Source organism: Endozoicomonas sp., from assembly GCF_051008435.1.
Classification (GTDB): Bacteria; Pseudomonadota; Gammaproteobacteria; order Pseudomonadales; family Endozoicomonadaceae; genus Endozoicomonas_A.
In genome coordinates, this window is record NZ_JBPCXO010000119.1 from 1 (window position 1) to 11805 (window position 11805).

Annotated in this window: 10 protein-coding genes; 7 read left to right on the top strand and 3 right to left on the bottom strand. The window is 48.6% G+C overall.

Features of this window, described 5'->3' with window-relative positions:
* Positions 1-169: 169 nt before the first annotated feature.
* From glnD to ACR2PX_RS05445, 3 genes are all read right to left on the bottom strand, one after another.
* Complete coding sequence (gene glnD / locus ACR2PX_RS05435; RefSeq protein ID WP_433998350.1) at positions 170-2887, bottom strand: [protein-PII] uridylyltransferase; 2718 nt, start codon at positions 2885-2887, stop codon at positions 170-172.
* A gap of 85 nt (positions 2888-2972) precedes the next feature.
* Positions 2973-3773 carry a type I methionyl aminopeptidase gene (map, locus tag ACR2PX_RS05440; RefSeq protein ID WP_433998351.1) on the bottom strand — a complete coding sequence of 267 codons (801 nt, stop codon included), beginning with the start codon at positions 3771-3773 and terminating at the stop codon, positions 2973-2975.
* A gap of 138 nt (positions 3774-3911) precedes the next feature.
* A complete protein-coding gene (locus ACR2PX_RS05445; RefSeq protein ID WP_433998352.1) occupies positions 3912-4907 on the bottom strand; it encodes a TLC domain-containing protein in 996 nt (331 codons plus the stop codon).
* A gap of 358 nt (positions 4908-5265) precedes the next feature.
* On the opposite strand from ACR2PX_RS05445, the gene rpsB reads away from it, so the two are divergent.
* The 7 genes from rpsB to ispC all read left to right on the top strand — a co-directional run bounded on the left by rpsB (position 5266) and on the right by ispC (position 11714).
* Complete coding sequence (gene rpsB / locus ACR2PX_RS05450) at positions 5266-6063, top strand: 30S ribosomal protein S2 (RefSeq protein WP_433998353.1); 798 nt, start codon at positions 5266-5268, stop codon at positions 6061-6063.
* A gap of 193 nt (positions 6064-6256) precedes the next feature.
* On the top strand, positions 6257-7117 hold the full coding sequence (gene tsf, locus ACR2PX_RS05455; protein ID WP_433998354.1) for a translation elongation factor Ts: 861 nt from the start codon (positions 6257-6259) through the stop codon (positions 7115-7117).
* Positions 7118-7378: 261 nt separating this feature from the next.
* On the top strand, positions 7379-8119 hold the full coding sequence (pyrH, locus tag ACR2PX_RS05460; RefSeq protein ID WP_433998355.1) for a UMP kinase: 741 nt from the start codon (positions 7379-7381) through the stop codon (positions 8117-8119).
* Entirely contained in the window at positions 8112-8669 is a 558-nt protein-coding gene (frr, locus tag ACR2PX_RS05465) for a ribosome recycling factor (protein ID WP_433998356.1), read from the top strand. The genes pyrH and frr overlap by 8 nt, the downstream gene beginning before the upstream one ends.
* A gap of 281 nt (positions 8670-8950) precedes the next feature.
* Positions 8951-9730 (top strand): polyprenyl diphosphate synthase, encoded by a 780-nt coding sequence (uppS, locus tag ACR2PX_RS05470; RefSeq protein WP_433998357.1) that lies wholly within the window; start codon positions 8951-8953, stop codon positions 9728-9730.
* Positions 9724-10524, top strand: coding sequence for a phosphatidate cytidylyltransferase (locus ACR2PX_RS05475; RefSeq protein ID WP_433998358.1), 801 nt, complete (start codon positions 9724-9726; stop codon positions 10522-10524). The genes uppS and ACR2PX_RS05475 overlap by 7 nt, the downstream gene beginning before the upstream one ends.
* A gap of 2 nt (positions 10525-10526) precedes the next feature.
* The gene (gene ispC / locus ACR2PX_RS05480) at positions 10527-11714 is read left to right on the top strand and encodes a 1-deoxy-D-xylulose-5-phosphate reductoisomerase (protein ID WP_433998359.1); all 1188 of its coding nucleotides are present in this window, start codon (positions 10527-10529) and stop codon (positions 11712-11714) included.
* Positions 11715-11805 lie beyond the last annotated feature (91 nt).

Here is an 11805-nt window from a genome sequence, read left to right on the forward strand (position 1 = left end):
CGGATTTGGCCATTTTCTATGATTCTTTTCGTTGAATAGCTCGCTATTCGCCTCAAATAATCATAAAAACTGTCTCAAACCGGACTTTTTCTCGCTACGGTCGGCTAAGTCCGACAGACTCCTAGAGCTTGTGATGGTCAACCTACTGCGAGGCTGACCATCTTTTGAATCAAGACTTCTGGAAACGAATGACGTCCTGCTCAGAAGCCTGCTGTAGAATCTCCTTCAGGGTGTCGCAGATTTCTTCAGCGACATCAGGATCGCTGATCGGCTGATTGTTTTTGTCGGTGATAAAGAAGCTGTCTTCGAGTTTTTCACCAAACGTGGCTACTTTGGCGTTGTGAACCTGTAGCTCAAGATCCACAAACTTTCTGACCACTGTGGCCAGTAGTCCTGGCCTGTCGGTTGCCTTGATTTCCAGTAAGGTCTTTTTGATGCCTGGTAAATTACTGATTGTGATCAAGGGTTCTTTGGCAAAGTGTCTGAGCTGTCTGGGGGTGCGTCTCTGGGCTGCAACGGGTATCTGGTTAGGAACGCTGAGTATCTGTTGCAAATATTGGTGAATCTGCAGAATTCTCGACTCATGGTCGCCTATGGCAGAACCATCTTCTTCCAGTACCGTATAGGTATCCAGACTGAATTGATCCGTTGAGGTGATGATTCTGGCATCCTGAATACTCAGGTGCAGATAATCCAGTCCAGCTACTGTTGCTGCAAAAAGATTGAGACGATCGGGTGTGTAAACAAAAATCTGAGAGCCGCTGTGCTCTGTGTCGGTGTCCGTTTCCCGAGTCAGTATTAAGGGTTCCTGTCCTGTGTGCTCAAGAATTCCCCGGGTATGCCAGGCAATCTCATGGGGGTCATGACGAGAAAAGTAATCGTCATCCAGAGTATCCCAGAGCGAGTGGATCATCTTGAGATCCAGACCGGTATCATCCAGTAACTCCAGAGTTTCCTGCTGAATGTCCTGAAGTCTTTCATCACTGTCAGGCATGTTTTCAATACCGTATTCAAGTACCTGACGTGTCTGGCTGTAGAGTTGCTGAAGAAGGGAAGAGCGCCAGCCGTTCCAGAGCTCGGGGTTGGTGGCGTTGATGTCGGCAACTGTGAGCAGGTAAAGATGATTCAGGTTGTTCAGATTGCCTACTTTCCGGGCAAAATCCTGGATGACTTCCAGATCGGATAGATCTTTTTTCTGGGCAGTAATCGACAGGGTAAGATGTTCACGAACCAGCCAGACAATCAGTTTGGTGTCGACTCGTCTCAGGCCATGTCGTCGACAGAAGACTGCTGCATCTACTGCACCCAGCTGAGAATGGTCGCCTCCACGCCCTTTGCCAATGTCGTGATACAAACCGGCAACATACAAAAGCTCGGGTTTTTTGATGTCATGGATGATGCTGGAGGCTATGGGGTAGCGTTGTTTGTTTTCTTCGTATCGGAAGCTGCGCAGGTGTTTGATCAGTAACAGGGTATGTGCGTCGACGGTATAACTGTGGAAGAGATCAAACTGCATCTGTCCGATGATTCGGCCAAACTCTGGCAGGTATCGCCCCAGAATTCCGTATCGGGCCATTCTTCGAAGGCTGATAGTCAGGCCGTAGGGCGCTTGCAGCAGCTGAAGAAATAGTTTGGCGCACCTTGGGTCTTTTCTGAACTGATTGTCAACAGTGTGTCGAATGTCTCGTAACAGGCGGATGGTTTCGGCGCGTGGACCGAGGATCTCAGGGTTGCGGGTCATCAAGACGAACATTTCCAGAATGGCCGGCGGGTATTCGGTAAAAATCTGATCGTTCGTCGCTTCTATATACTGGTTGTGTATCTGAAAGCGCTCATTAATAGGGACTATGGTTTGTGGTTTGTCCGCATTCAGGATTTTGTCATCAAAGTTTTGAAGAATCAGATCTTTCAGTTGGGCAACGATGAGAACAGTTCGGAAATAGCTTTGCATAAACTGCTCTACCGCCAGTGACCCGGGGTGGTCCTGGTAGCCGAATTGCTCAGCCAGTGAGCGCTGGTGGTCGAACAATAGTCTGTCTTCGCCCCGTCCGGTCAGGGTGTGAAGAGCCCAGCGCACCTTCCAGAGGAACGCCCGGCAGCGGATCAGTTGCTCATATTCGGCTTCGGTAAGAAAATTCAGGGCCATCAGTTTGATGGGGTCCTGTGTGCCAAAGTGCCGCCGTGCCGCCCAGCCAAGCATGTGCAGATCACGAATGCCGCCAGGTGAGCCTTTGACATTGGGCTCCAGGCTGTACTCAGTGTCAGCATACTTTTTGTGTCGGAATTTCTGCTCGGCAAACTTGGCTTGAAGGTAGGTCTTACTTGGCCACATATGACTGACATCTATTTTTATCTGAAGCTGTTTGTTCAGATTTTCAGGGTCAGACAGTGGGCGTGCTTCCATCAGGTTAGTGATGATAGTCAGGTCGTCTCTGGCCTGTTCTGAGCATTCCTTTATAGACCGAACGCTGGAGCCTACTTTCAGGCCGATATCCCATAAAGTCGTTAAAAAAGCTTCAATTTCTGACTGATGAAGCTGGTATGCGTCACTTTCCAAAAGAATCAGAATATCTATGTCGGAGCCGGGATGCAGTTCCCCCCGGCCATAGCCACCCACTGCGAGCAGGCTGATGTGTTCTGAGTCTTTCCAGGGGAGTTGCTCCCAGGCCGCAATAAGGATCTGATCGATGAACCAGGTGTGGCTGTAAACCAGTTGGTCAATGTTGACTTCTTCTTTGAACCACTGGTTTAGCGTTTCTCTGCCAGAACTTATCGTGTCTTTGTATAGGGGGATAGAAGGTTGTGTGGTGAGTGCTGTAACAAATGAGGTTTTATCAAACAGCTTGGACTTAAAGTGGTCGGGGATCTGGGGGCTTGCATGATTCATAGTGAGTCTGGCTTGTGTGAAACAGATTTTTTTATCGCATTCCGTCGCTAAAAAAATGGCCCGCACCAGGCGAGCCATTCAGGGATCAGAAGGTAAGCGTTTCGTCATTTCTGAGGGTCAGGATTTCAACTCCGTCAGCCGTAACGAGAATGGTGTGCTCCCACTGGGCCGAAGGTCGACGATCCTTGGTGACTGCAGTCCAGCCATCACCCAGTAGTTTGGTGAATTTCTTACCCGCATTGATCATGGGTTCTATGGTGAAGGTCATTCCTTCCTGCAGCACGCAGTCATTATGGTCGCCATAGCCATCATAATGAAGAACCTGAGGTTCTTCGTGGAATACTTTACCGATGCCGTGGCCGCAATACTCTTCAACCACCGAATAATGGTTGGCATGTGCGTGCTGGGCAATAACGCGGCCAATGTCGCTTAAACGAACACCGGGTTTAACTATTTCGATGCCCTTGTACATGCATTCCTGAGTCACTTTAACCAGTTTTTCTGCAAAGGGCTGGGCGTTGCCAACCAGAAACATTTTGCTGGTGTCGCCATGGTAGCCATCTTTGATGACGGTGACGTCGATATTGAGTACGTCACCACTTTTTAACGATTTCTTGTCATTGGGGATGCCGTGGCAAACCACATGGTTTAATGACGTACATATCGATTTGGGAAAGCCAGGGCGTCCTGGCGCTGCGCCATAGTTCAGTGGAGCAGGAATGGCGTCTTGCTCGTTCATAATATAGTCATGACAGATGCGATCAAGTTCGCCGGTGGTAATGCCAGGCTTGACATGAGGTGTGATCATTTCAAGTACTTCGGCAGCCAGTTTGCCGGCAATGCGCATTTTTTCGATGTCTTCAGGAGTTTTGATCGTAACGTTCATTTCAAATGTTCTATGTGAGGCCAGGTAAACGTAAAGTGTTCACGCATGATGCTTTACCTCGACCGTTTTCCATGGGCTTTACGGATTCACTTGTCTTGATTCTATCAGAAAAGAATGAAGAGTTGGGCAAAGTGCTGCTCAGAGATACCTTTTAACATTTCTGATGATCAATATGCCCCAGTAGAGGTTGAGCAGGTCACCGGCAAAACCGGTAACCGTGATGATAGTATTCATCAGGGGAGCTTTTCTATATTCCTCTTCGACCAGATAGGTATTTCTTATAAATTTGTAATGCTCCCAGGGAAAGATGATCCAGCGGGAAGCAAAGAAAAAGAAAGCAAAGGGGGCGAAGAAGATCCTGGAGGGTCTTTTTCTCATAAAAAACGTTTTGTGCAGGTAGCCTGCATTGAAGAATACTTGAGAAGTCTCTGTCACCATGCCGTAGATGGCGAGGCGGATTTTGCCTTCATGGTGAGTGGCAGCGCATCCTGAGATCATGGCAAACCCGTGGGCAATATATTCTGTTTTTCCTGAGTACAGGGCCTCGGAGAATTCATAAATAGCATAAGAATAAAGAACCAGAGGTGACAGGTTTTCCAGAGTGTTCTCATAAGAAGGCGGTTCAGCGGCCATGTCGGACATACTTCGGTTGTTATTTATATTCTCGAGGTAGGTGAGCGATGCCACTGGAGCGGTAATCATGGAGTTGATCAGTGAGGGCGCGTTGGTATGGCCTGTGAGAATGCGGATCGATGCAAATCCGGTGGTCATCAATAAAACATAATATTGCTGGTTTTTGTGCTGACGTGTTTGAAGCGTTGTTATTGCTTCAGACAGGGCGACTGTTCGGTTGTGTTTGCCGATTTCACAAAGAGCCATCACTCTGGGGCTCTCATCGCCAGGGTGGTAGTGATTATTCAGAAAGCAGTGTTTAACTGGAATAAACTCAGGGTTTTCTGTGCATTCGTCTTCGAGAGCCATCCTGATAGTGCTGTCCATTACCGGGGAGATTGCAAGGGTGGTGGCTGATGGTGCTTCGCTGGAGTGTGGTTCGTTGGGGGGATGGGCTGTTGCTTTGAATGGACTCAGAAGTAGACTGGTTATCAGCAGAGTCACAAGCCTCAGGGTCTTCATAAGGGGGTGTCTCTCCTCGGAAGGAATGCCTGGAATTCAGTGGTTTCAGGAAGTCTTGTGGGTGGATGCAGGGATTCATGATTCTGGAATGGCAGTTAATAGTAGTATTGGTTTGCTTCTGCTTCACGATTCTTCCGCAAAAGTGTGCTTCTGCTTTGAAAAATCGTCCGATTGTGGTATAAAACTGCGTCCTCGTGTTCAGGGTCACCTGAGTAGGGGGTTTTTTATTTGATTTTTTAACAGAACTCACATACACCGACACATGATTCAGGGTGCCCGGGCGCTATCAGCGTAAGCTGATCATCGGGTCGAATCCATGGGGTGTGTGGAGGCCTAACCCTGAAACAGGAGAATTATCATGTCTCAAGTCACTATGCGTGACATGCTCAAGGCGGGTGTGCACTTCGGTCACCAGACTCGTTTCTGGAATCCGAAGATGAATAAGTTCATCTTTGGTGCTCGCAACAAGATCCATATCATCAACCTTGAGCACACAATGCCTGCCTTTAATGAAGCCATGAGCTTCATTCGCAAGCTGTCCGAAGGTAAGAACAAGATTCTGTTTGTTGGTACCAAGCGTGCTGCCGGTAAGATCATTCGTGAGGAAGCTGCTCGCTGCAGCATGCCTTTCGTAGCTCACCGCTGGTTGGGTGGTATGCTGACCAACTACAAGACCATTCGTCAGTCTGTACGTCGTCTGCGTGACCTGGAAGTCCAGGCTGAAGACGGTACTTTTGAAAAGCTGACCAAGAAAGAAGCCCTGATGCGCCGTCGTGATCTGGAAAAACTGGATCGCTCTCTCGGTGGTATCAAGGAAATGGGTGGTCTGCCAGACGCACTGTTTGTTATCGATGTTGAGCACGAGCGCATCGCTATTCAAGAAGCCAACAAGCTGGGTATCCCTGTCATCGGTATCGTTGACACCAACTCCAGTCCTGAAGGCGTTGATTACGTTATCCCAGGTAACGATGATGCGATTCGCGCTATCCAGCTCTACATCAAAGCTGCTGCTGATGTCATTCTCGACGGTCGTGCAGCTGCCAATACTGGCGCTGAAAGCGAGTTCGTTGAAGTTGAAGTTGAAGTAGAAGCTGGTGAAGCAGCTACTGCTGAAGCCAAGGCTGATGACGGTCAGGAAGAAGCTAAGGAAGCTTAATTTTCTGATTGTTGCGAAAAGGGGGCATAGCCCCCTTTTTCAGATTTAAAAAAGCGTTTGTCATTCGGGATGGTTATTGACAAGAGCTTCAGTATGCACAAGCTTCTGTGTATATCATAAAAGCTTGAGGCAGTTTTAGAAGGCTCAAAGCTATCCTGAACCCCTTATTGAATATTTGCGAGAGGAATCCACCATGGCAGCAATTACTGCAGCACTGGTTAAGGAACTGCGTGAACGCACTAGCCTGGGCATGATGGAATGCAAAAAGGCTCTGGTTGCTTCAGAAGGCGATATCGAAAAGGCGATTGAAGAGCTGCGTAAATCTGGTCAGGCTAAAGCCGCCAAGAAAGCAGGTCGTACTGCCGCTGAAGGTATTGTAGCTACCAAAGTTGCCGAAGATGGCTCCTTTGGTGTAATGGTTGAAGTGAACTCCGAGACCGACTTTGTTGCCCGTGATGACAACTTCCTGGGTTACGTTCAGAGAGTAGTGGATGCTGCTTTTGATCGTAAGGAAGCTGACGTGGCCAAGCTGATGGAAGGTGAGCTGGAAGAAGCTCGTCTGGCTCTAGTACAGAAGATCGGTGAAAACATCGGTGTTCGTCGTATTGCAATCGTAGAAGGTGGTGTGATTGACGCTTACGTTCACGGTAACAAGCGTATTGCTGTTCTGGTTAGCCTGGACGGTGGCAACACTGAGCTGGCTCGTGATGTGGCTATGCACGTTGCAGCTGTAAATCCTCAGGTTGTTAATAAGGACGACATGCCATCTGATCTGGTTGAGAAAGAGAAGGAAATCTTCAAGGCTCAGGCAGAACAGTCAGGCAAGCCAGCTGAAATCATCGAGAAGATGATTGTTGGCCGTATCAATAAGTTCCTGGCTGAAAACAGCCTGACAGAACAGCCTTTCGTTAAAGATCCTGATGTTAAAGTAGGCGCTTTGGCCAAGAAAGCTGACGCGACTATCACTGGCTTCGTTCGTTACGAAGTGGGTGAAGGTATTGAGAAGGAAGAAGTGGACTTCGCTGCTGAAGTTCGCGCTCAGGCTGGACTCTAATCCTGATACTGGTTATTACTGGTTAATGGATGGTGCCTGACCTGTTAGCTGGGCAGACTTTTTAAAGTCTGTTCAGCAGGCCTGCAGGTTTAACCCGTGTTCTGAAGTCTGAGTCATAAATACATTGTTCAAGGTTGTTTACAACTGGCTGGTCTCCAGCTGCAAGCAGTGTATAAAGCTCATTCAGCAGGGCTTGGGCTGAGTCGGCAGGCTATCGGGGGCAGGCGCTTCTTCGCCTAACTCTGAATTGGAAAGCTGAAAATGCCGGCAAATGATCGACAACCGAAATACAAGCGCATTCTGCTTAAGCTCAGTGGTGAGGCCCTTCAAGGAGAAGGGGGCTTTGGCATTGATCCCAGTGTTCTTGACAGAATGGCCCTGGAAATCGGCCAGCTGGTAGGTATCGGCGTTCAGGTTGGTATCGTAATCGGTGGCGGAAACCTCTTTCGTGGAGCAGCGCTGAGTGCTGCTGGTCTTGATCGTGTTACTGGTGACCATATGGGTATGTTGGCCACTGTCATGAATGCTCTGGCTATGCGTGATGCCCTTGAGCGTTCAAATATCAATACCCGCGTTATGTCTTCCATTCCGATGGATGGTGTTGTTGAACACTATGATCATCGTCGTGCAATGCGCTACCTTAATGGTGGCGATGTAGTGATCTTTTCTGCAGGTACCGGTAATCCTTTCTTTACAACAGACTCTGCAGCCTGTCTGCGTGGTATTGAAGTTGAGTCTGATGTTGTTCTGAAAGCAACGAAAGTTGACGGTATTTATGACAAGGATCCTGTCAAACATCCTGATGCAGTAAAATTTGAATCCCTGACCTATGATGATGTGCTTGAGCGCAAGCTTGGGGTTATGGATTTAACCGCGATCTGTCTGGTCCGGGATCAGCAGATGCCTGTTCGGGTTTTCAATATGAATAAATCCGGTGCTCTGCTCAATGCAGTGGTAGGTGGCGAAGAAGGAACACTGGTGACTGGGGTGATAAATGATTGAAGAAATTAAGCAAGATGCGCAAGAGCGCATGAGTAAAAGTGTTGATTCTCTGAATGGTGCGTTTGCCAAAATTCGAACTGGTCGTGCCCACCCGAGTCTGCTGGATAGCGTCAAGGTATCCTACTATGGCTCCGAGACGCCACTGAGTCAGGTCGCTAACATTTCCAGTGAAGATGCCAGAACCCTGACTGTTCGCGTTTGGGAAAGGCAGATGGTTCCTGATGTAGAAAAAGCGATTCTGAAATCTGATCTGGGTCTGAACCCTTCCAGTGCAGGTGAAGTGATTAGAATTCCTCTGCCTCCTCTGACCGAAGAGACTCGCAAGGGCTACACTCGTCAGGCTCGTCAGGAAGCTGAAAACGCCAAGATTGCTATCCGCAATATTCGTCGTGATGCGCTGGCTGATGTCAAGGAGCTGGAGAAAGAAAAGGAAATCAGTGAAGACGATGAGCGTCGTGCACAGGATAATATCCAGAAAGTAACGGACAAGTATATTGCTGCTATTGATGCGGCATTGGCCAGCAAAGAAAAAGATCTGATGGAAGTCTAAGGGCTTCGTCTTCTTATTGATTTGTTATGAATATACAGCCATGTCAGCGTTGCGGTTAACTCCATCATTTGTTGGTGGCTGTATTATCGGTTCATGGTTGTTTAATGCTCCCTAATATCTCTCGTTCGATCAGGGATTTTGTCTTTTAGGTGGATGTCTAAATGCCTTGCATATCAAGGTTTCAGGCATGGGGAGTAGGCCTCTGCAGGAGCTTGCAATTTGCTGTGAGCTCCTGCAAGGTGTTGTTAATAGATTGTTTTTTCAGATCAACAAAATAGTGAATGGCCATGAAATCGCAAGAGGAAATCGGCAGCTTAGAGGGAGTCCCGGTTAAGAAGTTGCCCCGCCATGTGGCCATCATTCTGGATGGAAATAACCGCTGGGCGAAACGGCGGCTGCTTCCCAGTCTTGCCGGTCATCGCGCGGGTGTGAAAGCGGTCAGGGAAGTGGTTGAAGCTTGTGGGGAAGTGGGCGTTGAGGTTCTGACCCTGTTTGCTTTCAGTAGTGAAAACTGGAATCGACCCAAAAATGAAGTGGATGGTTTGATGGAGTTGTTCCTGAGAACGCTGCGAAGAGAGACGCGTAAACTCAAAAAGAATAACATCAGACTAAAAATCATAGGCGACGTGAGTCGTTTTAGCTCGGTGATTCAGGAACATATTGCTGAAGCGGAAGCACTGACTGCAGACGAAGCGAAAGTTACCCTGGTGATTGCTGCCAATTACGGGGGGATGTGGGATATTGCTCAGTCAGCTCGCAAAGTAGCTAAAATGGTAGAGCAGGGAGAGATATCCGTAGATCAAGTGGATGAGTCGTTAATCGGTCAACATTTGAGTACGGCAGGTTTGCCTGAGCCTGATCTTCTGATTAGAACCAGTGGTGAGCAACGTATCAGTAATTTCCTTTTATGGCAGTGTGCCTACAGCGAATTTTATTTTACCAAAACCCTGTGGCCGGATTTTGATCGCAGGGAATTTGAGCGTGCGCTTCTGGCTTATGTTAATCGTCAGAGACGATTTGGTAAGACCAGTGAGCAGGTGGAGGCTGAGGCTACGTGTTAAAACAGAGAATTCTCACGGCTGTGGTATTGGCGCCATTGGCCCTGGCCAGCGTTATCTTCCTTCCCCCTTCCGCTTTTTCAGTCCTGATTGCTCTGGTTATCATGCTGGGAGCTTGGGAATGGGCTAATTTATCAGGCTTTGAAGATACCGTCTCACGGATAGGTTATGTGTTACTGACAGGTGTTGCCTGTTGGCTTGTGAAAGATATGTCGGCATATGTGTTGCTGGCCATTTCGGTGTTGTGGTGGCTGCTGGCTTTTGCTCTGGTTAAAGGGTATCCGGTTTCAGCCCGATTCTGCCACAGTCGAATGCTCAGGCTGTTGATGGGATTGTTGACACTGATTCCTGCCTGGTTTGCACTGTCAAAGCTCAAGTTTCATGATCAGCAAGGGTGGACCATTATGTTGGTCTTCCTTTTGGTATGGGCGGCTGATGTTGGTGCTTATTTCGCCGGTAAAAATCTGGGTCGTCATAAGCTGGCGGAACGGGTGAGTCCCAAGAAAACCATTGAGGGGCTGGTTGGCGGTCTCCTCATGTCATTGTTGGTTGCGGCCTGTGTGGGTCTTTATGCTGATCTTGGTTTTGCCCGGGGCCTGGGATTATTAGTGCTTTCAGTACTGGTTGTTCTGGTGTCTGTGCTGGGTGATCTTTTTGAAAGTATGCTCAAGCGTGAGCGTGGAATAAAAGACAGTAGTAATTTACTTCCGGGGCATGGCGGTATTCTGGACAGAATAGACAGTCTTACAGCGGCTGTACCGGTTTTCACTCTGGCTCTGATTGTCGGTGGGAGTTAAGCATGCAACAAGTTTGTGTACTGGGTTCAACCGGTTCTGTTGGCAAAAGCACTCTGGATGTGATTGCTCGAAACAGCGGTCGTTATAGAGTCAGGTCGCTGGTTGCATGTCGCAGCCATGACCTAATGCTGGAGCAGGTCAGGGCATTCAAGCCTGACTTTGCTGTTATGTCTGACCCAGCTGTTGCAGAACAGTTAAGGGCGTCGGTTAAGGCAGAAGGTTATAAGACAGAAGTACTGGGTGGTACTCGTTCGGTCGCTCAGGTGGCTGCAGATTCAGAGATTGATGTGGTCATGGCGGCCATTGTCGGTGCTGCCGGGCTGTTGCCAACGCTAGCTGCTGTTAAAGCGGGTAAGAAAGTATTGCTGGCTAATAAAGAGGCGCTGGTGATGACTGGGGCTCTCTTTATGGATTCGGTAAAGGAGTCTGGAGCTCAGTTGTTACCCATTGATAGCGAGCATAATGCTATCTTTCAGTGTCTGCCTCATGGCTATCGAGATGGTTTAGAGGGAGTGGGGGTTCGAAGAATTCTATTGACGGCTTCAGGAGGTCCTTTCAGGGATGCCCCGGTTGAAAGCCTTCCTTCGGTGACACCCGCTCAGGCTTGTGCTCATCCAAACTGGAGTATGGGTCGAAAAATTTCAGTAGACTCGGCGACGATGATGAATAAGGGCCTTGAGTTTATCGAGGCCTGCTGGCTGTTTGGTGCTCGCCCCTCGCAGGTTGAAGTGGTCATTCATCCGCAGAGCATTATTCACTCTCTGGTTGATTACGAGGATGGCTCTGTTCTCGCTCAGATGGGTAATCCTGATATGAGAACGCCGATTGCTCATGCTTTGGCCTGGCCTGAACGCATTCAGTCGGGGGTTGAACCTCTTTCTCTGGCGGATGTGGGTAGACTGGATTTCCAAAAGCCCTGTATGCAGCGTTTCAAGTGTTTGCAGTTAGCTCAGGATGCGGCTTCTACCGGAGGCACTGCTGCGGCAATGTTGAATGCAGCTAATGAGGCTGCCGTAGAAGCCTTTTTAGGTGACTACCTTCGCTTTGATCGTATTCCGGATGTGATTGATGCTACCCTGCAGGCGCTTCAGGTGAACAGTGCCAGAGATATTGAGCAGGTGCTGGATGCTGATCGCCGGGCTAGATTGCAGGCCCGAACGCAGATTGAACAGTGGCATAAGACAGCTTGATGTGCATAAGGTTAAAAGGCATATAATTCGCTGTCATTCTGGCGGTATTCTATTTACAGTCGTACTTTGAATTATAAAACTCTGTCACCTG

What these genes read in the sequence shown, in the direction of transcription:
- uppS (WP_433998357.1), top strand. Translation starts at nt 8,951, where the DNA reads ATGGCCATGAAATCGCAAGAGGAAATCGGCAGCTTAGAGGGAGTCCCG.
- pyrH (WP_433998355.1), top strand. Translation starts at nt 7,379, where the DNA reads ATGCCGGCAAATGATCGACAACCGAAATACAAGCGCATTCTGCTTAAG.
- frr (WP_433998356.1), top strand. Translation starts at nt 8,112, where the DNA reads ATGATTGAAGAAATTAAGCAAGATGCGCAAGAGCGCATGAGTAAAAGT.
- rpsB (WP_433998353.1), top strand. Translation starts at nt 5,266, where the DNA reads ATGTCTCAAGTCACTATGCGTGACATGCTCAAGGCGGGTGTGCACTTC.
- map (WP_433998351.1), bottom strand. Translation starts at nt 3,773, where the DNA reads ATGAACGTTACGATCAAAACTCCTGAAGACATCGAAAAAATGCGCATT.
- glnD (WP_433998350.1), bottom strand. Translation starts at nt 2,887, where the DNA reads ATGAATCATGCAAGCCCCCAGATCCCCGACCACTTTAAGTCCAAGCTG.
- ACR2PX_RS05445 (WP_433998352.1), bottom strand. Translation starts at nt 4,907, where the DNA reads ATGAAGACCCTGAGGCTTGTGACTCTGCTGATAACCAGTCTACTTCTG.
- tsf (WP_433998354.1), top strand. Translation starts at nt 6,257, where the DNA reads ATGGCAGCAATTACTGCAGCACTGGTTAAGGAACTGCGTGAACGCACT.
- ispC (WP_433998359.1), top strand. Translation starts at nt 10,527, where the DNA reads ATGCAACAAGTTTGTGTACTGGGTTCAACCGGTTCTGTTGGCAAAAGC.